Annotated in this window: 22 protein-coding genes; 10 read left to right on the plus strand and 12 right to left on the minus strand. The window is 70.7% G+C overall.

What is annotated here, in order from left to right:
- Nucleotides 1-10: 10 nt before the first annotated feature.
- The 8 genes from UAJ10_RS02725 to mdcA all read right to left on the minus strand — a co-directional run bounded on the left by UAJ10_RS02725 (nt 11) and on the right by mdcA (nt 6,698).
- On the minus strand, nt 11-607 hold the full coding sequence (locus UAJ10_RS02725; RefSeq protein ID WP_322913831.1) for a nitroreductase family protein: 597 nt from the start codon (nt 605-607) through the stop codon (nt 11-13).
- A gap of 69 nt (nt 608-676) precedes the next feature.
- Nucleotides 677-1,627: an acyltransferase domain-containing protein gene (locus UAJ10_RS02730; RefSeq protein ID WP_322913832.1), complete on the minus strand. Its 951-nt coding sequence runs from the start codon at nt 1,625-1,627 to the stop codon at nt 677-679.
- Nucleotides 1,624-2,493, minus strand: a complete 870-nt coding sequence (gene mdcB / locus UAJ10_RS02735) for a triphosphoribosyl-dephospho-CoA synthase MdcB (protein ID WP_322913833.1) — start codon at nt 2,491-2,493, stop codon at nt 1,624-1,626. Before mdcB ends, UAJ10_RS02730 begins: the two co-directional genes overlap by 4 nt.
- Nucleotides 2,490-3,116: a malonate decarboxylase holo-[acyl-carrier-protein] synthase gene (gene mdcG, locus UAJ10_RS02740; RefSeq protein ID WP_322913834.1), complete on the minus strand. Its 627-nt coding sequence runs from the start codon at nt 3,114-3,116 to the stop codon at nt 2,490-2,492. Before mdcG ends, mdcB begins: the two co-directional genes overlap by 4 nt.
- Nucleotides 3,109-3,831 carry a biotin-independent malonate decarboxylase subunit gamma gene (locus UAJ10_RS02745; protein WP_322913835.1) on the minus strand — a complete coding sequence of 241 codons (723 nt, stop codon included), beginning with the start codon at nt 3,829-3,831 and terminating at the stop codon, nt 3,109-3,111. The genes mdcG and UAJ10_RS02745 overlap by 8 nt, the downstream gene beginning before the upstream one ends.
- Nucleotides 3,818-4,729 carry a biotin-independent malonate decarboxylase subunit beta gene (locus UAJ10_RS02750; protein WP_322913836.1) on the minus strand — a complete coding sequence of 304 codons (912 nt, stop codon included), beginning with the start codon at nt 4,727-4,729 and terminating at the stop codon, nt 3,818-3,820. The genes UAJ10_RS02745 and UAJ10_RS02750 overlap by 14 nt, the downstream gene beginning before the upstream one ends.
- The gene (mdcC, locus tag UAJ10_RS02755) at nt 4,726-5,040 is read right to left on the minus strand and encodes a malonate decarboxylase acyl carrier protein (RefSeq protein ID WP_322913837.1); all 315 of its coding nucleotides are present in this window, start codon (nt 5,038-5,040) and stop codon (nt 4,726-4,728) included. Before mdcC ends, UAJ10_RS02750 begins: the two co-directional genes overlap by 4 nt.
- A gap of 11 nt (nt 5,041-5,051) precedes the next feature.
- Complete coding sequence (gene mdcA / locus UAJ10_RS02760; RefSeq protein ID WP_322913838.1) at nt 5,052-6,698, minus strand: malonate decarboxylase subunit alpha; 1,647 nt, start codon at nt 6,696-6,698, stop codon at nt 5,052-5,054.
- A gap of 170 nt (nt 6,699-6,868) precedes the next feature.
- Between mdcA and madL the strand changes: the two genes are divergently transcribed.
- Genes madL through UAJ10_RS02775 form a run of 3 tightly spaced genes read left to right on the plus strand, consistent with a single transcriptional unit; the run spans nt 6,869 to nt 8,770 of the window.
- Nucleotides 6,869-7,294, plus strand: a complete 426-nt coding sequence (madL, locus tag UAJ10_RS02765) for a malonate transporter subunit MadL (protein WP_322913839.1) — start codon at nt 6,869-6,871, stop codon at nt 7,292-7,294.
- A 12-nt stretch (nt 7,295-7,306) separates the two neighbouring features.
- On the plus strand, nt 7,307-8,071 hold the full coding sequence (madM, locus tag UAJ10_RS02770) for a malonate transporter subunit MadM (protein WP_322913840.1): 765 nt from the start codon (nt 7,307-7,309) through the stop codon (nt 8,069-8,071).
- A 6-nt stretch (nt 8,072-8,077) separates the two neighbouring features.
- A complete protein-coding gene (locus UAJ10_RS02775) occupies nt 8,078-8,770 on the plus strand; it encodes a GntR family transcriptional regulator (RefSeq protein ID WP_322913841.1) in 693 nt (230 codons plus the stop codon).
- 35 nt (nt 8,771-8,805) lie between these two features.
- Here UAJ10_RS02775 and UAJ10_RS02780 read toward each other — a convergent pair whose 3' ends face one another.
- Nucleotides 8,806-9,723 (minus strand): LysR family transcriptional regulator, encoded by a 918-nt coding sequence (locus tag UAJ10_RS02780; protein WP_322913842.1) that lies wholly within the window; start codon nt 9,721-9,723, stop codon nt 8,806-8,808.
- Nucleotides 9,724-9,955: 232 nt separating this feature from the next.
- Here UAJ10_RS02780 and UAJ10_RS02785 point away from each other — a divergent pair, with 232 nt between their 5' ends.
- The 7 genes from UAJ10_RS02785 (at nt 9,956) to UAJ10_RS02815 (ending at nt 19,649) form a co-directional block, all read left to right on the plus strand.
- Nucleotides 9,956-12,301 (plus strand): TonB-dependent receptor, encoded by a 2,346-nt coding sequence (locus tag UAJ10_RS02785; RefSeq protein WP_322913843.1) that lies wholly within the window; start codon nt 9,956-9,958, stop codon nt 12,299-12,301.
- A 103-nt stretch (nt 12,302-12,404) separates the two neighbouring features.
- Complete coding sequence (locus UAJ10_RS02790; RefSeq protein ID WP_322913844.1) at nt 12,405-14,378, plus strand: glycoside hydrolase family 3 protein; 1,974 nt, start codon at nt 12,405-12,407, stop codon at nt 14,376-14,378.
- A 19-nt stretch (nt 14,379-14,397) separates the two neighbouring features.
- On the plus strand, nt 14,398-14,820 hold the full coding sequence (locus UAJ10_RS02795; protein ID WP_322913845.1) for a GlcG/HbpS family heme-binding protein: 423 nt from the start codon (nt 14,398-14,400) through the stop codon (nt 14,818-14,820).
- 32 nt (nt 14,821-14,852) lie between these two features.
- On the plus strand, nt 14,853-15,770 hold the full coding sequence (locus tag UAJ10_RS02800; protein WP_322913846.1) for a VOC family protein: 918 nt from the start codon (nt 14,853-14,855) through the stop codon (nt 15,768-15,770).
- Between the two features lie 32 nt (nt 15,771-15,802).
- Nucleotides 15,803-16,681, plus strand: a complete 879-nt coding sequence (locus tag UAJ10_RS02805; RefSeq protein WP_322913847.1) for a fumarylacetoacetate hydrolase family protein — start codon at nt 15,803-15,805, stop codon at nt 16,679-16,681.
- Nucleotides 16,668-18,212, plus strand: coding sequence for a bifunctional 3-(3-hydroxy-phenyl)propionate/3-hydroxycinnamic acid hydroxylase (locus UAJ10_RS02810; protein WP_322913848.1), 1,545 nt, complete (start codon nt 16,668-16,670; stop codon nt 18,210-18,212). Before UAJ10_RS02805 ends, UAJ10_RS02810 begins: the two co-directional genes overlap by 14 nt.
- 45 nt (nt 18,213-18,257) lie before the next feature.
- Nucleotides 18,258-19,649, plus strand: a complete 1,392-nt coding sequence (locus UAJ10_RS02815) for an MFS transporter (RefSeq protein WP_322913849.1) — start codon at nt 18,258-18,260, stop codon at nt 19,647-19,649.
- Between the two features lie 74 nt (nt 19,650-19,723).
- Here UAJ10_RS02815 and UAJ10_RS02820 read toward each other — a convergent pair whose 3' ends face one another.
- From UAJ10_RS02820 to UAJ10_RS02830, 3 genes are read right to left on the minus strand one after another with little or no spacing between them, the layout of a single operon-like run.
- Entirely contained in the window at nt 19,724-22,840 is a 3,117-nt protein-coding gene (locus UAJ10_RS02820) for an efflux RND transporter permease subunit (protein ID WP_322913850.1), read from the minus strand.
- Entirely contained in the window at nt 22,837-24,141 is a 1,305-nt protein-coding gene (locus UAJ10_RS02825; protein ID WP_322913851.1) for an efflux RND transporter periplasmic adaptor subunit, read from the minus strand. The genes UAJ10_RS02820 and UAJ10_RS02825 overlap by 4 nt, the downstream gene beginning before the upstream one ends.
- Nucleotides 24,138-25,412, minus strand: coding sequence for a TolC family protein (locus UAJ10_RS02830; protein WP_322913852.1), 1,275 nt, complete (start codon nt 25,410-25,412; stop codon nt 24,138-24,140). Before UAJ10_RS02830 ends, UAJ10_RS02825 begins: the two co-directional genes overlap by 4 nt.
- Between the last annotated feature and the right edge of the window lie 98 nt (nt 25,413-25,510).

Raw genomic sequence — 25,510 nt, forward strand, 5'->3', positions numbered from 1 at the left:
TCGCGGCGGGTCAGGACAGCCGGCCCCGATGGACGGTTTCAGACTGGGGGCGGCGGGGGCTGGGGAACTCACGGGCCCGCAGCGGTTCCGGCAGGGTGGTTGGATCACCCTTGCGGCCGATGGCCACCGCCGCCTCGACGCGGAAGCGGTCGCCGGCCCCGGTCACCTCGGTGGCCCGCGCCCGGTCGAAGCCGGCCATGGCGTGGGTGTGCAGTCCCAGCTTCTGCCCCTGCAGGGCCAAAAGGGCCCAGGCGGCACCGGCATCGAAGCTGTTGGTGGTGGCCGGTACCGGTTCGGTCTGGCCGGGCGCCAGGAACAGGGTATCGGACAGGACGAACAGCAGGACGGAGGCGTGCTGCACCCAGGCGGCGTTGCGCGGCACCAGGGCGGACAGCAGCGCCTCCCATTCCGGGGTGTCGCGGTGGGCGTAGACGAAGCGCCAGGGCTGGGCGTTGAAGGCGGACGGCGCCCAGCGCGCCGCCTCGAACAGGGTGGCCAGCGTCGCGTCGTCCAGCGGGGATCCGTCGAAGGCGCGAGGCGACCAGCGCGCCAGGATGTCGGGGTCGATGGGGTGGTCGGCGATGCGCTCAGGTACGTCCGTCGTCATGTCCGGGAAAGCCTCCATTCAATGGCCGAGCGCAAGAGCCCGGCGCGGTCGCTGAATCATGGAGATTTATCATTGCCCGGCGCTGGCCGTACATGGATCCAGGCGATCCTTCAGCCACGCGCGCGCGCCGGTCAGGCTGTGAAAATCGTCTACGGCGCGCACCTCGGCGGTGGGCAGGGCCGCCGCCGCCATGTCCGCCAGGGCGCGGCCGGGCCCCAGTTCCAGGACCGTGGTGACGCCGCGTTCGGCCAGGGCCTCCAGCACGGCCGCCCAGTCTATGGTTTCCGCCAATTGCGCGGCCAATCCGGCCAGCGCCTGGCCCGGCCGCGCCACCAGCGTGGCGCCGCTGGCAGTCATCAGGCGCAGGGTGGGGGCCTTAGTGGGCGCCGCCGCCAGGGCCGCGGCGAAGGGCGCCACCGCGCCGGCCAGGCGCGGCGTGTGCGAGGCGACGCGCACGCTCATCGGGCCGGCGCGCGCGGCACCCGCGTCCAAGGCGGCGGCGCAAAAGGCCTCCGTCGCCGCCCGCGTCCCGCCGACGATGAACAGCCGGCCGGGGTTGACGATGGCGATGGCGCAGTCGAATCGCCGGGCCAGCCGCTCCACCGTTTCACGCGCCAATCCCCGCACATGGGCAAGCTGGTCGTCCGGCCCGCCGGCCAGGTCCATGGCCTTCGCCCGCTGCTCCACCAACTCCAGGGTGTCGGCGGGTGTCCACACGCCGGCGATGCCCCAGGCCGCCATTTCGCCGACGCTGTACCCCGCGACGATGGTGTCCGGGGGCGCCCCGTCCGGAAACAGGGCGGCCGCGGCGGCCAGGGCGCGGGTGACACACAGCAGTTGCCCCTCCCGGTTGGCGTGCAGCGCCTCTTCCGGTGCCGTCCGGCAGAAGTCGGCGGGATGCGCGCCCAGCGGACCGGTGGCGGCGTCCAGGATGGGACGCGCCGCCGGCTCATCCGCCAGCAAGGCGAAGGTGCCGCGATCCTGCCGGCCTTGGCCGGAGCAGAGCAGGGCGAGGCTCACGATTCCAGCGCCTCGGTGAACAGCGCCATGGCCAGCAGATCGGCGCAGCCGCCGGGGCTGAGATTGCGGGCGACGAAGTCGTCATGGATGGCCTTGGCCGCCCAGCGCCAGTGCCGGCATCCGACGCCGCCGTCTCGCAGGAAGCGCAGGGCCGCCGCCCGCGCGAAGGCCAGCCCATCGACACCGCCGCGATACAGCAGGTTGCTGTCCTCCACGGCGGCGATCAGCGCCATGCAGGCGTGGACGCGCGCGGCCTCCTCATCACCGGCCGCCAGGCGGCGGCCCTGGCGCAGGGCCGGGCGCGCGACATCGTAGACGGACGGCATGCCGGCGGCCGCCTCCTCCCTGGCGCCGCCGGTGCGATAGCGGCGCGCCACGATGCCGCCGTGGCTGGCGGTTTCCTGCGGTGTGGCGGTGATTTCGCGGCCCCAGCGCGCGGCGACCAGGGCGCCCAAGGGTTGACGCCAGGCACAGGCCCCGGCCAACCCCGCCGCCGCCGCCAGCAGGCCCAGGCCGAAAATCGCCCCGCGATGGGTGTTCACGTTACCGGTTGCCTGGCGCATCGCCGCCTCCGCCTGCAGTCCGATCAGGCGCAGGCGGTCCATGCCGGCGTCGGCGGCCCCCGCCTCCGCCAGGGCGACGAAGTAGGGCTCCAGCGTGCGGGCGCTAAGGCGCAGCAAGGCCGCGTCCATGTCCCGGTGCGCGCCGGTGTCGATATGGCTGACCAGGCCGGGTTTGGGCCAGGTCTCCACTTCCAGGATCAGGGCCCGCGCCGCCTGCCCGCCGATCCAGTCCGGGCTGGTGCGGTGTTCAGGGTGCAGGATGGGGGAGGCCGGCCGGGCCGGTGCTGTCTGCTGCATCGTCATGGGAACAGCACCTCCCGTGCGACCAAGGCTGGCCCAGATCGGGTCTTGACCAGCAGGTGCGGAGCGTCCGACAGCCACTCCCGCCATTGCACGGCGGCGCCATCCCCGGAGACCAGTTCCGCGTCCAGGCGCATGGGGGCCCAGGCCGCGATGCCGCCCAGCACCGCCGTGATCCGGGCCGCGTCCGCGCCGCTGGCGCACGCGATCAGCAGGTCCAGGTCGGACGCATCGGTCAGATAGGGCAGGCCGGTCAGGTGCTGCCACGCCAGGCTGCCGAAACAGCGCCAGGACGGATCTTCGCCGAGCAAGGCCTTGATCGCCGGCCGCCAGGCGGCGGGTGCCGAAGACCGGGCGTCGCGCAGCAGGGGCGGCGGCGCCACCCGGGCCACGGCGCCGGGGGGACAGGACAGGGTCAGCCGCTTGCGCCCCATGCCCGGTGGCAGTGGCAGGCCCAGCGGGACGGCGCCATCGGGGTCGGCGCAGACACGCTGCCGGAAGATGGCCGGACGGCCCAAATCCGCCCAATCGGCAACCTCCTCCACCAGGCCGGCCACCTGGCCGCGCCACGCCTCGGAGGACAGGTGGACCAGGTCGTGGCGGCGCAGGGCGGCGGGGTCAACCATGGGCCAGCGCCAGTCGGTGCACGTCCCGCGCGATCGCGGCGGCCTTCACCCGACCGCCCCGTTCCAGGCCCCACCCCGCCCGCCCGTCGTGGTCCCGGGGGGCGGCCAGCAGGGCCTGCAGCTGGTCGCACAGCGGCCGGGCCGGGTCCCATATCTCCGCGATGGCGCCGGTGGCGAACAGGTTGTCCAGGCCCGGCGCGAAGACGGGGGTGCCGGCGGCCTTCTCTTTCAACACCTCGAGCGACAGCTTGGTCACGCGCGCCATGGACGGCAGATCCATGACCTCGGGCCAGGCGCCGGGCAGGGCCACCAGCGATCCGCAGGCGAGGGCCGTGGCGATGAAGGCGCCGGCGGCGCTGCCGCCATACAGCAGCCCGATCGTGCGGTGGCCCGCCTGTTCCGCCCGCCACAACGCCTTGGCCAGGTGGGCCAGCGTTTCGCTGAGGCCCATCAGCTCATCGCGGCGGCTCATCCGCTGGCTGCCGGAATCGACCAGGAACAGCAGGGGCGACGGGTCCGGCCGCTCGGCGATGGCCAGGATGCGGCCGGCCAGCGCCAGGGCCTCATCGACGCCGGGATAGGTCTTGCCGCTGATGCCGACGACGTCCACCGGGGTCTGCGGATCAAGCCGCCCGCTGCCGCTGAGTAGGCCGCCCGCCTCCGTCACCTGGTGGCCGGCCGGGAAAAGCGAGGAAAGGATGTCAGCGGGCCGCATCGGCGCCCTCCCGTTTGCTGGTGGCGATGGTCAGGAAGGCGGCGGTGTCCAGGTCCGGCACCGCGGCGGGATGGGGAACGCCCAGCCGGGCCCAGACCTCGGCGCCGTCGGCGGCGTCGCCGAAGCGCGCCAGCCGGCGTTCCAGCCGCGCCTGCTCGGCCACCAGCACCGCCTGGTCGAGGACGGCGGGCCGTTCCAGGGCCGCCACCGCGCCGGCGCGGAAGGCCGCGACGTCGTCATCGACGAACAGGTCGACCCCGCCGATCAGATAGCGATGCTTGCCCCCCATGGTGCGCCAGACCAGCGCCCGGTCACGGGAATCGAATTCCTCCACGCCCTTGTTGGTCTCGATGACCTCCGGGCCTGAGACGGACAGCCGTCCCTGCTCGGAAATGACCAGGGCGGAGCAGCAGCCGGCGATCAGGCCGCCGCCGCCGTAGCAGCCGGCGCGGCCGCCCAGCAACCCCACGACCCGTACGCCCTCGGCCCGCGCCTCCAGGGTCGCGCGGATGATTTCCGAAATGGCCAGTTCGCCGGCGTTGGCCTCCTGCAGGCGCACGCCGCCGGTGTCGAACAGGATGAGCACGTCGCGCTTCAACTGGCGGGCGGCACGCAGCAGGCCGGTCAACTTGGCGCCGTGCACCTCGCCGATGGCGCCGCCCATGAAGCGGCCCTCCTGCGCGGCCGCCAGGACGGGCCGGCCGTCCAGCCTGCCGCTGCCGACGATGATGCCGTCGTCCAACTGATGCGGCAGGTTGAACAGCCCCAGGTGCGGGCTGAACTCCCGCCGCTCGGGCCCCAGGAATTCGGTGAAGCCGCCGGGGTCCAGCAGGTGGGCCAAGCGGCCCCGGGCCAATTCCTCATACCAGCTGTGGCGGGTGGGGGAGGGACTCGTCATTCCGGTTTCTCCATCAGGCGCACCCCTTGGGCCAGGCGCAGCGCCGCCGTGTCCGGCCGCGCCCCGCCATCATTGACCGTGATGCGCAGGCCGCCCGCCGCCGTGCGGGCGGCGAAGTCCGCCGTCACCGCCTGCCAGAGGGCGGCGAAGCCATGGGCCGGGGTGGCGATGTCGATGACGCACCGGTCGGGCGCCTCCCCCCGTTCCAGCAGCACTTCCAGATTGCCGGAGGCGACGACGCCCACCAGGCCGACGGCGCGGGTGCCGCCGGCGGTCTTGGTGGTGCTGAGTTCATAGCGCAGGTTTTCCATGGGGGCGGGCCTCACCAATTGCGAAAGCGGCTGGGCGGCCGGTAGAGCCCGCCCGAGGCGATCATCAGGTCCTTGATGGAATGGGCCACCAGCAGGGCGCGGTCGGCGTCCAGCGGATCGATACCCAGGTCCTCGGGGCGCTGGACGACCTTGCGCTCGCGCAACCGCTCCACCATGGCGCGGTCACGGGCGCGGCCGACTTCGGTATAGCCGGCGACGCCCCGTATGGCCTGTTCCCGTTCGTCCTTGTCACGGCACAGCAGCAGGTTGGCGATGCCTTCCTCGGTGACGATGTGGGTGACGTCGTCGCCGTAGACCATGACCGGCGCCAGGTCGAGGTCCAGCTTGTCGGCCAGGTCCAGGGCGCCCAGGCGCTCCACGAACATGGGCGCGTTGCCGTCGCCGAAGGTCTCGCCGATCTGGACCACCAGCTTGCGCCCCCGGCGCAGGGGCGGGGGGCCGTCCGGGTCCGCCTCCTGGCCGGCGCGCAGCCAGGGGGCGCTGGGATGGCGGCGGCCGCGGGCGTCCGACCCCATGTTGGGCGCCCCGCCGAACCCGGCGACCCGGCTGCCGGTGACGGTGGAGCTGTTGCCCGCCAGGTCGATCTGCAGGGTGGAGCCGATGAACATGTCGCAGGCGTAAAGGCCGGCGGTCTGGCAGAAGGCCCGGTTGGACCGCAGCGACCCGTCGGGGCCGGTGAAGAAGATGTCCGGCCGGGCGCGCATGTAGTCTTCCATGCCCACTTCGGAACCGAAGCAATGGATCTGCTCCACCCACCCGCTTTCAATGGCGGGGATCAGGGTGGGGTGGGGGTTCAGCGCCCAATGGGTGCAGACCTTGCCCTTGAGGCCCAGCCGCTCGCCATAGGTGGGCAGCAGCAGTTCGATGGCGGCGGTGTTGAAGCCGATGCCGTGGTTCAGCCGGCGTACGCCGTAGGGGGCGTACAGTCCCTTGATGGCCAGCATGGCCGTCAGGATCTGGGTTTCGGTGATGGCCGCCGGGTCGCGGGTGAACAGGGGCTCGACATAAAAGGGTCGGCCGGCGTCGACCACGAAATGGACCTGGTCGGCCGGAATGTCGACGCGCGGAACCTGGTCTACGATCTCACCCACCTGGGCGATGACCAGGCCCTTGCCGAAGCTGGTGGCCTCCACGACGGTGGGCGTGTCTTCCGTGTTGGGGCCGGTATAGAGGTTTCCGGCCTTGTCGGCGCTGACCGCCGCGATCAGGGCCACCTGCGGCGTCAGGTCGATGAAATAGCGGGCGAACAGTTCCAGGTAGGTGTGGACGGCGCCCAGTTCGATCTGGCCGCCGAACATCATCCGCGCGATCCGCGCCGACTGCGGGCCGGAATATGAGAAGTCCAGGCGCCGGGCGATCCCGGTTTCGAAGATGTCCAGATGCTCCGGCAGGACCACGCCCGACTGCACCATGTGCAGGCCGTTGACCTTGGCCGGGTCCACCTTGGCCAGCGCCTTGGCCAGCATGTCCGCCTGCTTTTGGTTGTCCCCCTCCAGGCAGACCCGGTCGCCGGGGCGCAGGATCGCCTCCAGGAAGGTGACGAGGTCCTGGGCGGCGACGATCTTGCCCGTGGCCAGGCGCTGGCCCGCTTCCAGCCGCGCCTGTCTGCCCCGGCCCTTGGTGTTCCAATCCCGCATGATCGACCTTCGTATGCGCAAGGTGGATTTATCGAGTTTAATGTATCCTCAATTGCGGAAAATTCAATATTGTGTATTTTTAAAACTGCGGACCGGGAGAGTCTGCATGCACGGAGGGATACGATGGCGGCTTTGCGTTTTGATCGACCGGTGTGTGGGGGAGGTCGCCCATGACCATCTCCGGTGTGGCGCTGCTGGCCATCTGCACCCTTCTGGGCGGCTTCCTGGGCGACCTGCTGGGGTCGGCCCTGGGCGTCAAGGCGAATGTCGGCGGTGTGGGCATCGCCATGTTGCTGCTGATCGCCGCGCGCCTGTGGCTCACCCGCCGGGGGTTGATGACCGCCGGCGTCAAGTTCGGGGTCGAGTTCTGGGGCGCCCTCTACATTCCCATCGTGGTGGCCATGGCGGCCCAGCAGAACGTGCTGGTGGCCGCGCGCAGCGGGCCGCTGGTGCTCATCGCCGGCGTGGCCGCCGTGCTGGTCTGCTTCGCCACCGTCGCCCTGATCAGCCGCGTCGGCAAGAAGGGTGAGACCATGGATGAGATCGAAGCCAAGGCCAGGGCGCGCACGCCGTCCGCCGGCGAGCCCACGGTCTGACGGAGGACGGTCATGGAAATCCTGAAGCACGCGTTGTCCGCCAACGCCCTGTTGACCGCGTTCGCCGTCGTCGGCCTGGTGATGTGGCTGTCGAACGCGATTTCGAAGCGCCTGCTGTTCGGCCGGGTCCACGGCTCGGCCATCGCCATCGTCATCGGGCTTGCGGCCGCCTTCACCGCCGGCCTGTGGACGGGTGGGGACAAGGGCGTCGTGGACATCCCGGTCTTCGCCGGCATCGGCCTGATGGGCGGCGCCATGCTGCGCGACTTCGCGATCGTGGCCACGGCGTTCGAGGTGGACGTGGTCCAGGCGCGCAAGGCGGGCGCGGTCGGCGCGCTGGCCCTGGCGCTGGGCACCATCCTGCCTTTCATCGTCGGCTCCCTCATCGCGGTCGCCTTCGGGTACACCGACGCGGTGTCCATCACCACCATCGGCGCCGGCGCCGTCACCTACATCGTCGGCCCGGTGACGGGCGCCGCCCTGGGGGCCAGCTCGGCGGTCATGGCCCTGTCCATCGCCACCGGCGTCTTCAAGGCGGTGCTGGTCATGGTCGGCACGCCGATCGTGGCCAAGGCCATCGGCCTGGACAATCCGCGTAGCGCCATGGTCTTCGGCGGCCTGATGGGAACGGTCAGCGGCGTTTCCGGCGGGTTGGCGGCGACGGATCGGCGGCTGGTGCCCTACGGCGCCTTGACGGCCACCTTCCATACAGGTCTAGGTTGCCTTGTCGCCCCGTCGATCCTTTATCTTATCGTCCGGGGCATCGTGGGGGGCTGAGACATCATGAGCGCGGTCGTCGACCTGACGGAAGGGCTGTCCGAGGAACGGGCGCTGCTCTCGGACCGGATCCGTGACGCGCTGACGGACGAGATCGCCCGGGGCGACTTGCCCGCCGGGATGCAATTGGACGAGCAGGACCTCGCGGACCGGTTTGGCGCCTCACGCACCCCGGTGCGCGAGGCGTTGCGCCAACTGGCCGTCAGCGGCCTGGTGGAGATGCGGCCCCGGCGGGGCGTGGTCGTGACGCGCCTGACGCCTGAGCGCATCATGGACATGTTCGAGGCCACGGCGGAGATCGAAGCCATGTGCGTGCGCCTCGCCACGCATCGCATGACCCCGCTGGAACGCAGCCGCCTGATGCGGCTGCACGGGGATTCCCTGGAGATGGTGCAGCGGGGCGACGTCGACGCCTACGACGCCTTCAACCGGGAATTCCACGAAACCCTCTACCGGGCCACCCACAACAGTTTCATGGCGGAACAGGCGATGGCGGTGCGCAAGCGGCTGAACGCCTTCCGCCGCACCCAGCTGCGCCACGGCGACCGCATGGCCCATTCCCGCCAGGAACACGACAGCGTCATGGCCGCCATCGCCGAGGGAGATGGGGAGACGGCCGCCCGCCGCATGCGCGCCCACATGCTGAACGCGGCCACGGCGCTGGAACGCTATATCGCCGAACACTCCGCATCCGAATAGGCCCGGGGGTGCGGCACTGTCCGCGCGCGCCGGCCTCAGCCCGAATGCGGGTCCTGGAGGATGATGTCGCGCATGATCGCGATGAAGCGCGCCGCCAGCGGGCTGCGGGGCGCCTTGGCGTTCAGGATCAGGCCGACGGGCCGCACCGCCTGGGCGTCGGCCAGGGGAATGCTCCGCAGCCGGCCGGCCGCCCGTTCCACGGCCGTCAGCTGGGGCGACATCAGGGCGACGCTGTCCGTGGTCATGACGATGGACTTGATGGCCAGGATGGAATTGGTGGTGATGCCGCCGGTGGGCCAGCGGGTGCCGGCGGTGACGAACAGGGTTTCCAGCTGACGGCGGAACACGCTGCCGGCGCTGGGCAGCACCCAGGACGCTGACTGCAGGTCGCGCAGGTTGAGGGTGGCGGCCGGCGCCAGCGGGTGGTCCGGCCTCATGATCAGTTCCGCCCTGTCCATGAACAGCGGCTCCTCGATCAAATCCTCATAGTGGGGGCCCACGCCCAGGGGGCCGACGATCAGGTCCAGTTGTCCCTGCCGCAGGTGCAGGGATAATTCATCGTCCAGCCCCTCCACCACCGAGACCATGACGCGCGGCGTTTGCCGGGTCATCACCTCCAACGCGCGGGGCACCAGGGCGGCGGCGGCCACGGGCGTCACGCCGATGGCCAGAGGCCCCTCGATCCCCTGCCGCTTCAGCGACAGTTCCTCCCCCGCCCGCTCGAGCAGCGTTTCCAGCGCCTGGGCGTAATGCACCAGGCTTTCGCCGAAGGAATTCAGGCGGGCGCCGGTGCGGTCCCGGTCCAGCAGTCGCACGCCCGTCTCGCGTTCCAGCAACGCGATGTTCTTGGACAGCGCCGGCTGCGACACGCGCGAGGCGGCGGCGGCGCTGTTGAACGAACCGTGGCGGGCCACGGCCAGGAATTCCATCAGGCGGCGGGGATCGATCTTCATGAGGGGAAAGAGCCAGGCGGTTGGGGATGTGTTCAAACTTCAGGTTATAAGATACGCCAATCTTATTATTAGACAACAATTCAGCAGCCGATTGTAATGCGCACATCCAGCCGCGACCGGCGTCCGGGCTACCCCCGAAGGGGTACCGGCCAGCCGGCGGCTGGCATCAACCGCCCCCGTCCGGGACTTCCCGGCTGAGGCGGCCAAAAAGAAATTCAGGGAGGATCGAGAGATGCGTGGCCATCATGGGCATGGTGTGGCGCTTTTGGCATCCGCGGCGGCGGGCGCGCTGATGCTGTCGGGCACGGCGTGGGCGGCGGGCCAGGCGGCCGGCGGCACGGCCGACGACGAGCTGGGGCTGCAGGAAATCATCGTCACGGCGCAGAAGCGTTCGGAAAACGTTCAGGACATTCCCAAGACTGTCAACGTGGTGACGCCGGAGGCGCTGAGCCAGGCGGGGGTGAACCAGCTGTCCGACCTGTCGGCCATCGCCCCCTCGCTGCAGGGTGGCGTCACCGGCAACCTGCCGGGCCAGCGCTCGCTGGCCATGCGCGGCATCTCCACCCTGCCGATTTCCCAGAACCTGCCCGCCCAGGTGGGCATCGTGCTCGACGACGTGCCGCAGCCGACCTGGGCCTCGCTGGCCAACGAGTTGAGCGATGTGGAGCGCATCGAGGTGTTGCCCGGGCCGCAATCCACCCTCTCGGGCCGCAACGCGGCGGCGGGCCTGGTGAACATCGTCACCCGCAGCCCGTCCATGACCCGCTGGACCGGCGCGGTCAGCGCCGAGCAGACGGACGACAGCCAGACCAAGGTCAGCGCCTTCCTGTCCGGCCCGCTGGCGGACAACCTGGCCTTCAGCTTGTCCGCCTTCGAAGACAAGTGGGACGGCAACGTCCACAACGTCACCCTGGGCAAGAAGCTGAACGGCCAGGACACCCGGGGCGCCCGGGTGAAGGTGAAGTGGCAGGCGACGGACAAGCTGACGGTCAACGCCAGCTATTTCAATCAGCTGACCCAGGCGGACTTCGTCGGTGGCCAGTCCACCACGGGCGCCTCCTCGTCCGGCGCCATCGTCTATGCCGATCCCTCGTCCAAGGTTCTGTCCCGGTTCGACACCACGCCCGCCGCCGCGCAGCTGACCATCGGCCAGCTGGAACCGGGCGTCACCATCGGGCCGGACAACAACGCCTACGCCTCCTCGCGCTATTCCACGGCGGCGGCGCGCGACAGCGGCGGCACCCTGCGCCTGGATTATGACTTCGACTTCGGCACCCTCAGCTCCCTCACCTCGTTCGCCAGCAGCGACCAGAACGTCACGGGCGATTTCGTCGCCATCAACGTGCCGGTGGCGCCGGCCGACCGCTACTTCCACCAGCGGGGCACCAGTGACAACACGGTGCAGGAGGTGCGCTTCAGCTCCGACGACACTGGGCCGGTGAAGTACCTGGTGGGCTTCATCTACAGCGACTTGGAGGTGAAGTACGACTATCGCCGCGCCATCGCGCCCACCGACTGGTACCGCACGTCGGGCACGCAAAGCACGGCCGGTTACGCGCGCGCCACCTGGCAATTCCTGCCCGACACCTCGCTGACAGGCGGCCTGCGCTACCAGTCGGACAAGCTGGACTACAACTGGCTGTTCCGCCCCACCTACACCAAGGTCAGCCTCGATAACGTCGGCGACACCTCCTATTCCTTCCTGTCGGGGGAGGCCAGCCTGCAGCACCGTTTCGTGGAAAACGTCATGTCCTACGTGACGTACGCCCACGCGGAATCCGGCAAGTCTTATGACACCGAGGACAACGCCACCGCCCAGACCGGGGCCAAGCTGGTGCCCCTGGCCAGCGAGGTGGTCAACAATGTGGAAATCGGCGCCAAGAGCGAATGGTTCAACCGCCGCCTGATGGTGGACGTGGACCTGTTCCACGCCGACTACGACAACTTCCCCGTCCAGACCATCTACCTGCCGCCCAACGACCCCACGGCCGCGCCCGTGTTCAAGACGCTGGCGGCCGGCAAGGTGAAGACCGAGGGCGTGGAATTGAACGTCACGGCGGTGCCGGTCAAGGATCTGCGGCTGGGCGCCAACGTCGCCTACATCAACGCCACCATCGACGACCTGCCCAACGCCCCTTGCTACAAGGGCCAAACCGTGGCCCAGGGTTGTATCGTCGGCAGCGGCGGCAGCAGCGTGCAGAAGAACCTGGCCGGGTCCCAGTTGCCCTATTCGCCCAAGTGGAAGTTCAACCTGTCGGCCAATTACACCGTGCCGCTGCCCAGCCTGCCGTTCGATGCCGACCTCGGCGCCTTCTACAAATACCAGAGCCGGGTGCAATACGACCCGCTGGGCAACCCGCTGACGGTGCAGGGCGGCTTCGGCGTCCTGAACCTGAGCACCGGCATCCACGGCCGCGACAGCGACTGGTCGGCGGAGTTCTTCGTCAACAACGTTTTCGACAAGCACAACTACCGCAGCCTGGTCGACAGCCAGTTCTGGAGCGGCCACGTGATCATCGCCGGCCTGTCGCGGGATTGGGAACGCTACATGGGCGTCCGGGTCAAGGCCGGGTTCTGATCTTCCTCCGGGGACTTCACCCCGTTTCCCCTGGGCGTGCCGCCCATCTCCATTTCGGGCGGCACGCCCCCTTTTCCCGACGTGACAGAGGGGCCTGGGGGCCATGCGATCCACCATCCACCTGAGCGCCATCCTGACCCTGCCCCTGCTGCTGGCCGGTTCGGCCGCCGGCGGCCAGCAGCAGCCGGTGCTGGGCGGCCGGGTGAAGCCGCTGCTGACGGTGGACGGACTGTCCTTCCGCGACCTGAACGGCAACGGCGTGCTGGACCCTTATGAGGATTGGCGCCTGCCGGTCGCCGCGCGCGTGGCGGACCTGCTGGGCCGCATGACGGTGGAGGAGAAGGCCGGCACCCTGCTGCACGGCACGGCACCGCCGGAGGGCGGCTTCACCTTCGCCACCATGCGCGGGCCTTATGACTTCACCGCCGCCGCGCACCTCATCCGCGACCGGGCGGTCACCACGATGACGACCCGGCAGATCGCCAAGCCGCAGGCCCTGGCGGAACAGAACAACCACTTGCAGGAGATCGCCGAGGGCGGGCGCCTGGGCATACCGCTGACCCTCAGCAGCGACCCCCGCCATCATTTCCAGATGACCGCCGGCGCCAGCATGGCGTCCGCCGGGTTTTCGCAATGGCCGGAGGCCCTGGGCCTGGGCGCCATCGGTGACGTGGCCCTGGTCCGCCGCTTCGGCGACATCGCGCGCCAGGAATACCGGGCGGTGGGCATACACCAGACCCTGTCGCCCATGGCCGACGTGGCGACGGAGCCGCGCTGGCCGCGCATCAACGGCACCTTCGGCGAGGATCCGGACTTGGATCGCCGCCTGGTCCAGGCCTATGTCCAGGGCTTCCAGGATGGGGACGATGGCCCCGGCATCACCGGCGTCTCGGCGATCGTGAAGCACTGGGTGGGCTATGGCGCCGCCCAGGATGGCTTCGACAGCCACAACAGCTACGGCCGCTATTCCGTGGTGCGGCCGGCGCAGTTCGATCTGCACGTCCTGCCCTTCACGGGCGCCTTCGCCGCCCATGTGGCCGGCGTCATGCCGACATATTCCATCTTGAAGGACATGGTGGTGGAGGGCCGGCCGGCGGAACAGGTGGGCGCCGGCTTCAGTCGCTGGCTGCTGACCGACTTGTTGCGCGACACCTACGGTTTCCAGGGCATCGTCCTGTCCGACTGGGCCATCGTCAACGATTGCGACCAGGCCTGCCGCGACGGCTTTCCGGCGGGGACCCGGCCCACCTTCGACGGCTTCTCCACCGCCTGGGGCGTGGAGGATCTGTCCACCCCGGCGCGCGTCGCCAAGGGCCTGCTGGCCGGGCTGGACCAGTTCGGCGGGGTGGACGACCCCGCCCCACTGCTGGCGGCCGTGAGGCAGGGCCTGGTGACGCCGTCGCGGTTGGACCAGTCGGTACGCCGTGTCCTGGCCCTGAAGTTCCAGCAGGGCCTGTTCGAGAACCCTTATGTGGATGCGGAGGCCGCCGCCAAGGTCGTCGGCGCCCCGGCCTTCAAGGCCGAGGGCTTGGCGGCCCAGGCCCGCGCCATGGTGCTGCTGGAAGCGGGCGGGGGCCCCCTGCCCCTGGCGGGGCGTAGGGTCTACCTGCGCGGCGTGTCCCCCGAGGCCGCCAGGGCGGCGGGCCTCACGGTGGTGGACGATCTGCGGCAGGCCGACGTGGCGCTGCTGCGCCTGTCCGCGCCCTTCCAGACCCTGCACCCCACCTACACCTTCGGCCAGATCCAGCATGAGGGCGACCTGGGCTTCCATGACGGCGACGCGGATTACGAGGCGCTGAAAGCGGCGGTGGCCGCCAAGGTTCCGGCGGTGGTCAGCGTCTACCTGGACCGCCCCGCCATCCTGACCGACGTCCGCGACAAGGCGGCCCGTCTCTACGTCGATTTCGGCGTCAGCGATGCCGCCCTGCTGGACGTGGTGACGGGCAAGGCCGCCCCCCAGGGGCGTCTGCCGGTGGAGTTGCCGCGCAGCATGGCGGCGGTGGCGGCGCAAGCATCCGACATCCCCCACGACAGTCCGGACCCGCTCTATCCCATCGGCACCGGATCGGCCCGCTGACCCCTGGAGGCATACCCCCATGACCCTGACCCTTGCCCAAGCCAACGACATCCTCGGCCGCGCCCTGGCCCACGCCCGCGCCCAGGGCCACCGTCCCATGGCCGTGGTCGTGGTGGATGAAGGCGGCCACCTTAAGGCCCTGCAGCGGGAGGACGGCGCCAGCATGTTCCGCACCGACATCGCCCTGGGCAAGGCTTGGGCGGCGGCGGCGATGGGCGCCAGTTCCCGCGCCCTGCACCAGCGGGCCCAGGACAACCCCACCTTTTTCGCCGCCCTGGCCGCCACCGGCCAGGGGCGCTTCATCCCGCAGACTGGGGCCGTGGTCATCAAGGATGCGGCCGGCACCGTCCTGGGCGCCGTGGGCGCCAGCGGCGGCACCGGCGACGAGGATGAGGCCATCTGCATCCACGGCGTGGCCGGCGCCGGCCTGGCGCACGGGTGAGCCCTCCATCCCGGACCCTGATGAGGACCCCCATGACCGCCTCCCCCTACATCGCCTCGCCGCACGTCGCCGCCCTGCGCAGTGTCGCCCTGACGGTGCCCGACGTGGCCGTGGCCGAGGATTTCTATACCCGGGTATGGCACCTCGACGTGGCCGCCCGAGCTGATGACGCGGTCTACCTGCGCGGCACGGGCGCCGACCACCATCTGTTGTCCCTGCACGCCGGGCCGGTGACCCAGATCCGCGACGTCACCTTCCGGGCGCGCGGGCGCGCGGCGCTGGATGCCCTGGCGCGGACGGTGGTCGAGGCGGGCGGTCGCATCCTGGCGCCGGTGGGCCCGGTCACGGAGCCGGGGGGCGGGACCGGGCTGACCGTGGCCGATCCTGATGGTCGCATCCTGCGCTTCGTCCACGGCGACCAGGAACATGGCCCGGCGGGCGAGGTGGCGGACCGGCCCGTCCGCCTGACGCACGTGGTGCTGAACAGCCGGGACGTGGCCCGCACCCAGTTGTTCTTCGAGCGGGCGCTGGGCTTCAAGCTGTCGGACCGCACCCGCATCATGGCCTTCCTGCGTTGCGGGCCGGACCATCACAGCGTGGCCCTGGGCGATGCCGACACCGACAGCCTGAACCACATCGCCTTCCTGATGCCGGACCTGGACTCCGTCATGCGCGGCGGCGGTCGCATGCGCGACGCCGGCTACGCCATCGAATGGGGCCCTGGCCGGCACGGACCCGGCAACAACGGCTTCAACTATTTCATCGGCCCCTTCGGCGTGGTCATCGAATACACGGCTGAGGTGCAGCAGGTGGACGACAGCTATCCCACCGGCGCGCCGGAGAACTGGACCTGGCCGCCCGGCCGTGTGGACCAGTGGGGCATCTCCCAACCGCCATCCCCGGCCCTGAAGCAGGCGCAGCGCGCCGTGTTCTTCGCCCCCGCCGGCTGATTCCCCCACCTTTTTCCAGGAGTGGCTTACCCGTGAAATTCGTCACCTACCTCTCTTCCGCCGGGCCCCGCCTGGGCGTCGTCGACGGCGATACCGTCATCGACCTGAACCAGGCGCAACCGGGGGTGCCGGCCGACATGGCTGCCGCCCTGATGGCCGGCGTGGATCTGGTCGCGGCCGGCGCCGCCGCCCTGGCCTCCGCCGCGCCCCGCCTGGACCGCGCCTCGCTGACCCTGGCGCCGGTGGTGCCGCGCCCTGGCAAGATCATCTGCCTGGGCCTGAACTACTACGACCATGCCAAGGAGGGCGGGCGGGAGAAGCCGGACTATCCCTGGTTCTTCATGCGCACCGCCACCTCGCTGATCGGCGCGGGCGCGCCGGCCCTGCGCCCCCGCGTCTCGGAAAAGCTGGACTACGAGGCGGAACTGGCCGTGGTCATCGGCAAGGCCGGCCGCCATATCGCGCAGGACCGGGCGCTGGGGCATGTCTTCGGCTACAGCTGCTTCAACGACATCTCGGTGCGCGATTACCAGAAGCGCACGCCGCAATGGACCATCGGCAAGAATTTCGACGGCACCGGCGCCTTCGGGCCCGAACTGGTGACGGCCGACGCCCTGCCCCCCGGCGGGGCCGGCCTGGCCATCCAATGCCGCCTGAACGGCCAGGTGATGCAAAGCGCCAACACCAACAGCATGATCTGGGGCGTGGCCGAGACCATCGCCCTCCTGACCGAATGCCTGACGCTGGAGCCGGGCGACGTCATCGTTATGGGGACGCCCGCCGGCGTGGGCTTCGCCCGCACGCCGCCGGTATGGATGCGCGCCGGCGACCGGGTGGAAGTGGAGATCGAAGGCGTGGGCCTGCTGGCCAACGTGATCCGTGATGAGGTCGGCCAGGATGAAGTCGGCTGACATGGCGGGGGTGTACGACGTCGCCATCGTCGGCTTCGGCCCGTCCGGCGCCGTGGCCGCCGGTCTGCTGGGGCAGGCGGGGTTGCGGACCTATGTCTGCGACCGCGGCCATGAGGTTTATGACAAGCCCCGGGCCATCGCGCTGGACCATGAGATCATGCGCGTGTTCCAGCAGCTGGGCGTGGCCGAGGCGGTGGAACCCTGGGTGGAGCCCTTCACACCGTCGGAGTACTACGGCGTGGATGGCCAGCTGATCAAACGCTTCACCACCGTGGCGCCGCCCTTTCCCTTGGGCTACACGCCGTCCCTGGTCTTCACCCAGCCGCCGGTCGAGGCCATCCTGCGCGACCGGGCGCGGGCGCTGCCCTCGGTGACGGTGGACCTGGGCGTGACGCTGGAGGGCCTGGAGCAGGATGCCGGCGGCGTCACCCTGGCGCTGCGGGACGGGGCGGGCGGGGCTAAAGAGGTGCGCGCCCGCTACGCCATCGGGTGCGACGGCGCGTCCAGCCTGGTGCGCACCTTGCTGGGGATCGCGCTGGATGACTTGGCGTTCGACGAGCCGTGGCTGGTGGTCGACGCGCGGGTGAATGAGCGCGGCCGGGCCAAGCTGCCGGCCGTCAGCGTCCAGTACTGCGACCCTGACCGTCCGGCGACCTACGTCATCGGGCCCGGGAACCACCGCCGCTGGGAAATCTCTCTCAACGAGGGCGAGGACCCGCGTGAGGCCGCGACCGAGGCGGGGGCCTGGCGCCTGCTGTCGCGCTGGCTGACGCCGGAGGACGCCACGCTGTGGCGCCAGGCCAGCTATCGCTTCCATGCCCTGGTGGCCCATGAATGGCGGCGCGGGCGGGTCTTCCTGGCCGGCGACGCCGCCCATCAGCAGCCGCCCTTCCTGGGCCAGGGCATGTGCCAGGGGATCCGCGACGTGGCCAACCTGGCCTGGAAGCTGGCCGCCGTCCTGGACGGGCATGGCGGCGAGGGGTTGCTGGACAGCTATGGTGTGGAACGGTCGCGTCATGTGCGGGACCTCACGGGCCGCATCAAGGCCATCGGCGCCGTCATCTGCGAGCGGGACCGCGACCTGGCCCGGATGCGTGACATCCGCCTGCTGGCCGAGGCCGGCGGCCCCGTGCGGGATGAGCCGCGGCAGAACGTGCTGCCCCGGCTGGAGGAAGGGCTGTTGGCGATCACGCCCCATCCCGCCAACGGCACCCTGTTCCCCCAGCCCTGGATCCTGGACGCGGATGGCGGCCGCCGGCGCCTGGATTCCCTGACCGGCACCGGCTGGCGGCTGGTCATCGCGGATGATTGGGCCGGGCCGGGCGCGGTGGCCGCGCTGCCAGGGCTGGCGCTGGTGCGCGTAGGCGGCGTTGCGGGTCTGAAGGAGGCTGACGGCGTGTTGACGGCCTGGTTCAAGACCCATGCCTGCACCGCCGCCCTGGTCAGGCCCGACAATTACGTCTACGGGGTAGGAACGCGGCCGGACGACTGGGCCGCCCATTGGGTGGCCTTGGACCGGCAGATGGCCTGATCACCGGGCCCATGAAATCGAAGAAGAACGACAGGGAGGTAGGGGATGGCGGCGGCGGTTAACGCGGCGGACGAATTGGCGACGGCCCCGGTGGGGGCCTTCCATCGCCGCTTCGCCCTGCTGATGGGCCTCATCATGTTCTTCGACGGCTATGATTTGTTCAACGCCGCCTATGTCATCCCCTTGGTTCGCCGCAGCTGGCAGCCGTCGCCCTCCCTGATCGGCATCATGCTGTCCGCCGGCATTTTCGGCCTGGCCATCGGTTCCGTCCTTCAGGGCCTGCTGGCCGACCGTTACGGCCGGCGGCGTGTCCTGGTGGCGGCCCTGTGGCTGCTGATGGTCGCCAACCTGGTGCTGGCGCTGGTGGTGCGGGGGCCGGTGGCTTTCGCCCTCTGCCGGCTGGTGCTGGGCCTGGCCCTGGGTATGGTGACTCCCCTGGTGCTGACCTACTTGAATGAATGGACGCCGGCCCGCTGTGCGAACACCTATGTCACCTGGGTGTTTCAATTGGGGCTGTCGCTGGGGGGGATTTGCGCTGGCCTGGCCGGCGTGTTCCTGACCGCCGACCATGGGTGGCAGGCGCTCTATTACACCGGCGCGTTGTCGGGCATCGTGGCCCTCGCCGCCACCCGGTGGCTGCCGGAATCCATGCGGTACCTGGTCTTGACGGGGGATTCCGTCCAGGTGCGGCGGCTGCTCGCGGCCCTGCGGCCCGACCGGGCGGCCCTTTACACCACGGCGGCGCTGGTTCAGCCCCGGCGCGCGCCCAGGGCGTCGGTCGGGGTGCTGCTGTCGCCGATGTACCGCCGCAACACCCTGGTCCATTGGGCGGTGGGTTTCCTCAGCCTGTTTTGCGTGCACGGCCTGACGGGTTGGCTGCCGACCATCGTGGTGGCGCGGGGGGCGGCCGTGTCCTCGGCCTTCGCCTATGGCACCCTCATCATGGTCGCCTCCATCTTCGGCGGAATGGCCGCCGGCTGGCTGGCCGACCATTGGCGCAGCCGGGTGAAGACCATGGCCGGTGGGTATCTGATGGCCGTCTTGGCCATGGTGGGGCTGGGTGTGGTCAGCGACGGCCCGGCGACGGTGGCGCTGGTGGCGGCGGCCGGGTTCTGCATCTTCGGCGCCCAGGCCGTGCTCAACAACTATCAGGCCATGACCTACCATACCGAGGTGCGCGGCACGGGCCTGGGGGTGGCGGTGGGCCTGAACCGCGTGGGCGGCATCCTGGGACCTTCCGTCATCGGTGTCATCGGCACCCTGAGCGCCGACCCCCTGTACGTGTTCCTGGTCCTGGCGGCTGCGGCGCTGCTGGCGGGGCTGATCAGCCTGCTGGGCGGACCGGAGGGGGCGGCCGCCGGCTGGGAGGGCCCCGGTGCGGTAACGGGGCACGATGATACCGCCGCGCCGGCGGTGTGCGCGTCGTCCTCCCGGTGATGGCTCCCGGTGATGGGACCGAAAGCCCTAGGAAGCGGGGCGCGGCCGTGACGGCCGCACCCCCACCCGCGCCCTCACCCGACCGGGCGCCGTTTCACCAGGGCATACAACGCCGGGATCACCAGCAGGGTCAGGACGGTTGAGGAGACCATGCCGCCCACCATGGGCACGGCGATGCGGCGCATGACCTCGGACCCCGTGCCGCTGCTCCACAGGATGGGCAGCAGGCCGGCCATGATGGCCACCACCGTCATCATCTTGGGCCGCACCCGCTCCACCGCGCCCTCCAGGATGGCGGTGCGCAGGTCGGTGGCTGATGCCGGGGCGCCCTCCCGCGTCCGCCGGGCCAGGGTGGCCGACCAGGCGTGGTCCAGGTAGATCAGCATCACCACCCCGGTCTCCGCCGCCACGCCGGCCAGCGCGATGAAGCCCACGGCCACCGCGACGCTGATGTTGTAGCCCAGGGCCCACAGCAACCAGGCGCCGCCCACCAGGGCGAAGGGCACCGACAGCATGACGATCAGCGTTTCCGTCAGCCGACCGAAGTTCAGGTACAGCAGCAGGAAGATGACGCCCAGCGTGGCCGGGACGACCAGGGCCAGCTTGGCCTTGGCCCGCTGCAGGTATTCGAACTGCCCGCTCCATTCCAGCCGGTAGCCGGGCGGCAGGCTGACCTTGGCCGCCACGGCCCGCGCCGCCTCCGCCACATAGCCGCCCACGTCGCGGCCATGCATGTCGACATAGACATAGCCGACCAGCTGCGCGTTCTCGGTGCGGATGGACGGCGGGCCTTGGGTGAGGGCCACGCCGGCCAAGTCACCCAGCGGCACCATGGCGCCGTTGGGCAGGGGCACCAGCACCTGGCTGGCGATGGCCTGCGGGCTGTCCCGCAGGTCGCGGGGATAGCGGACGATGACGCCATAGCGCTCCCGCCCCTCCACCGTCGTGGTCACCGTCTCCCCGCCCAGGGCCGTGGCCACCACCTGCTGCACGGCGTCGATGCCCAGGCCATAGCGGGCGATGCGGTCGCGGTCGGGCGTGATCTCCAGGTAGTGGCCGCCGCCCAGGCGCTCGGCATAGGCGCTGGTGGTGCCGGGCACGGCGCGCACCGCCGTTTCCACCGCCGTCGCCAGCCTCTCCAGGGTGGCCAGGTCGGGACCGAACACCTTGATGCCGACCGGCGTGCGGATGCCGGTGGACAGCATGTCGATGCGCGCCTTGATGGGCATGGTCCAGGCGTTGCTGACGCCGGGCAGCCGCAGGGCCTGGTTCATCTCCCGCACCAGGCCGTCCAGGGTCAGGCCGGGCCGCCAGTCGGCCTGGGGCTTCAGGGTCACCACCGTCTCGCTCATCTCCAGCGGTGCCGGGTCCGTCGCCGTGGCCGCGCGTCCGGCCTTGCCATAGACCGACGCGACCTCGGGGAACGACTTCAGGATGCGATCCTGCGCCTGCAGCAGCTCCGCCGCCTTGGTGACGGAAATGCCGGGCAGCGTGACCGGCATGAACAACAGCGTGCCCTCGTTCAGGTCCGGCATGAATTCCGATCCCAGGCGCGACACCGGCCAGGCCGTGGCCGCCAGGGCCAGGACGGCCGCCACCACCGCCACCTTGGGCCAGCGCAGCACCAGGGTGATCAGGGGACGATAGGCCGCGATCAGGGCGCGGTTCAGCGGGTTGCGCGCCTCCGGCACGATGCGCCCGCGCACGAAGAACAGCATCAGCACCGGCACCAGGGTGACGGACAGCAGGGCGCCACCGGCCATGGCGAAGGTCTTGGTGTAGGCCAGGGGCTTGAACAGCCGTCCCTCCTGCGCCTCCAGCGCGAACACCGGCAGGAAGGACGCGACGATGACCAGCAGGCTGAAGAACAGCGACGGTCCCACCTCCCGCGCCGCCGCCAGCAGGGCGGGGGCCCGGGGCTCGCCCGGCGCCAGCCGCTCCACATGCTTGTGCGCGTTCTCGATCATGACGATGGCGGCGTCCACCATGGCGCCCAGGGCGATGGCGATGCCGCCCAGGCTCATGATGTTGGCGCCGATGCCCAGCGGCCGCATGACCGCGAAGGCCGCCAGGATGCCGATGGGCAGGGTGATGATGGCCACCAGGGCGCTGCGCACATGGAACAGGAAGACGACGCACACCGCCGCCACGATCAGGCTTTCCTCCAGCAAGGTATGTTTCAGCGTCTCGATGGCCCGGTCGATGAGGTCGGAGCGGTCGTACACCGCCTTGAGGGTCACCCCCTCGGGCAGCGCCGGCAGCAATTCGGCCAGCCGCCGCTTGACGCTGGCGATGGTGGTCAGGGCGTCGGCGCCGTCGCGCTTGATGACGATGCCGCCCACGGCCTCGCCTTGGCCGTCCAGCTCGCCGATGCCCCGCCGCTCATCCGGTCCCAGTTCAACCCGGGCCACGTCGCGCAGCAACACGGGGGCGGCCCCTGCGGTGTCCGCCTTCAGCACCACCCGCTCCAGGTCGCCGGCGTCGCGGAGATAGCCCCGGCCGCGCACCATGTACTCGGTTTCCGCCATTTCCAGCGTGCGGCCACCGACATCGCGGTTGGAGGCGCGGACGGCGTCCGACACCGTCGACAGGGGGATGCCGTAGGCCTGAAGTTTGCGGGGATCGACCACCACCTGGTACTGGCGCTCGAACCCGCCCAGGGCGGCCACCTCGGCCACGCCGTCGGCCTTGGCCAGCTGGTAGCGGACCAGCCAATCCTGGAGGCTGCGCAATTCGGCCAGCGTGCGGCCGGCACCCTGCACCACGTATTGGTAGACCCAGCCCACACCGGTGGCGTCCGGCCCCAGCGAGGGCGTGGCGCCGGACGGCAGCCGCTTTTGCGCCACGTTCAGATATTCCAGCACGCGGGAACGGGCCCAATAGAGATCCGTCCCCTCCTCGAACACCACATAGACGAAGGAGACGCCGAAGTTGGAAAAACCGCGCACCACCTTGGACCGGGGCACCGCCAGCAGGGCGGTGGACAGGGGATAGGTCACCTGGTCCTCCACCACCTGCGGCGCCTGGCCGGGATAATCGGTGTAGACGATGACCTGGGTGTCGGACAGGTCGGGCAGGGCGTCCAGCGGCGTGTGCCGTAAGGACCAGGCGCCCAGCGCGGCGATGAACAGGGTGGCCGCCAGCACCAGCACCTTGTTGGCGGCCGACCAGTCGATGAGGCGGGCGATCATGGCCTGGCCCCCCCGTTGGACGTGCCCCTGTCGGGTGTGCCCCTGTTGAATGTGGAGGTTGGGCCGGCCGTGAAGGCCTCCAGGGCCGCCTTCAGGTTGCTTTCCGCGTCGATCAGGAAATTGGCGCCGACCACCACGCGGTCACCCTTCCGCAGGCCGTCGCGCACCTCGACCTTGCCATCGCCCCGGGCGCCCAGATGGACGGCGCGCGGCTGGAAACGGCCGTCCCCCAGATCCAGCAGCACCGTCTGCCGGGCGCCGCCGTCCAGGACGGCGGAGTCCGGGATCACCAGCGGGGGCCCGCCATCGCCGCCGGCGCGCGGGGTGTCGATGGTCACGCTGGCGTACATATCGGCCAGCAGGGCGCGGTCGCGGTTGGGCAGGACGATGCGCACCCGGGCCGTCCGCGTTTCCCGAGACAGGGTCGGGTAGATGAAGTCCACCACCCCGTCGAACCGGCGGCTGGGATAAGCCGCCAAGGTGGCGTGGGCGGCCTGGCCGGGGCGGACCAGGCCGACCTCGCGCTCCGCCACTTCCGCCACCAGCCAGACGCTGGACAGATCGGCGATGCGGTACAGCGGCTCGCCCGGCCCCGCGCGCATGCCCGCCACCACCGGCTTGTCGATGACCACGCCATCCGCCGGTGCCCGGACGGGTATCCGGCTGGCGGCCTCGCCGCTGCGCTGCAGCCGCGCGATCTCCTCCGCCGGGATGTCCAGCGCCTTCAGACGCGACACCGCGGCGGACACCAGGTCGGCCGGGCTGCCATGGCCCCCGTTCGCATGGCTGTCCCCGTGGCCGTCCGAGGCCAGCGACCGGGCCAGCAGGTATTCCTTCTCCGCCGTCAGCAGGTCCGGGGCGTAAAGCTGGGCCATCACCTGCCCCCGGCGCACGGTGTCGCCGGTGGCGGCCACGGCCAAGGTCTCCACCCAGCCCTCCGCCCGGGTGGTCACCACGACCTGGCGTCGTTCATCCAGGGCGATGGTGCCGGTGGCCTGCACGGTTCCCGCCAGGGCCGGCACCTCCTCCACCTGGGCGGTCCTGACGCCCAGGGTCTGCAGTTTGCCGGGGGCGACCCGCACCGTGCCCGCCGGCTCGGCCCCGTCGGCGTAGACCGGCAGGTAGTCCATGCCCATGCCGTCCTTCTTGGGCACGGGCGAGGTGTCGGGCAAGCCCATGGGGTTGCGGTAGTATAGGACCTTTCCCTTGTCGGTGGGGGTCTGGGGCGAAGTCTGGGCCTGGGCCGCCGGCGTGGCCGCGAGGGCGATGGCCAGGCCGATCAGGAAACGGGCGCGGGTCATAGCGGACCTCCCACCAGGCGTTCCAGGGCGGCCAGGGCTTTTTGGCCCTCGACCTCGATCCGCAGCAGGTCCAGGCGGGCCTGGTGCAGGCGGTGCTCCGCCTCCAGCACGGCGGTCAGGCTGCCTTGCCCCCGGCCATAGGCGGCCAGCGCGGCTTCATGGGCGCCGCCCAGGTCGGGCAGCAACTGCGCCCGGTATACGCCGGCCTGCTGGCGGGCGGCGTTCAGCGCCGCCAGGGCCTCGGCCAGGTCGCCCTCGATGTCCGCCGCCGTGGCGGCCAGGCTCTGCCGGGTGGCGTTCGCCTTGGCCACCGCCTGGCGTTCCTTCGCCCGCTTCGGCTCCGCCTGCAGGGGAATCTTGAAGCCGACGGTGGCGGTGTAACCGGTGGGGCCGTTGTCGCGCTGGATGGCGCCCACCGCCAGGGTCAGGTCGGGGTACCAGGCCTTGGCGGCCAGGCGGCGTTCATCCTCGGCGCCGCGCACTTCGGCCAGGCCGGCTGCCAGGCGGGGATTGTCGGCCAGGGCCCGGTCGGCCAGCGCCGTCAGGGGCGGGGTGGAGGCCGGCAGGGGACGGCCGCCGGTGGGAACGGCCAGGGCCGTATCCGCCGGACGCGCCAGCAGGGCGTTCAGCCGCGCGGCGGCGGCGCTGCGGTCGGCGGTCAGGCGGGCGTTCTCCACCTCCGTGCGGGCCACGTCGGCGGCGGCCGTCAGGGCGTCGACCTGGCTGCCCAGGCCCTGGCCATAGCGATCGGCCGCGTTCTTCGCGATCTGCCGATCCAGGCGCAGGACGTCACCGTTGACGGCCAAGGCGGCCGACGCGGCGGCGTAGAGGGCGTAGGTGCCCTTGATACGCTCCGCCAATTCCAGGCCGACGGCCCGTTCCCGGCCCCGGGCCGCGTCCACCGCCGCCAGGGCGGCGCTGCGGCGCAGGTCGCGCTTGCCCCACAGGGGGAATTCCTGCTCGACCGTGATGTAGGTCTTGTTGATGCGGGGGCCGCTGGTGCGGTCCACTTCATCGGAATTGACGCGGAAGGTCGGGTCGTCCAGCGCGCCGGCGGCGGAAGCCTCGGCATCGGCCGCCGCGGTTTCCAGCGCGGCGGCCTGCAGGCTTGGGTTCAGGTGCCGGGCGGCGTCCAGCAGGCCGTCCAGGTCGGCGCCCAGCGTCGGGGCGTCAGGGGTGGGGATGGTGGTATCCGCCCGCGTGCCGGACGCGAGCATGAGGGCCAGCGCCGCCACGGCGGTGGCCGTGCGGGCATGGAGGTATCGGGTCATGAGGTTTCCCTTCCCGAAAGGGTATCGGGGCCGGCAGGGCGATGCCGGCGGCGTGAACAGGCCCCGGGCGTCGCTGACCCGAGGCGGCAAGGGCACCC

Source organism: Nitrospirillum guaranorum (assembly GCF_034653275.1).
In the GTDB taxonomy this organism is placed as follows: Bacteria; Pseudomonadota; Alphaproteobacteria; order Azospirillales; family Azospirillaceae; genus Nitrospirillum.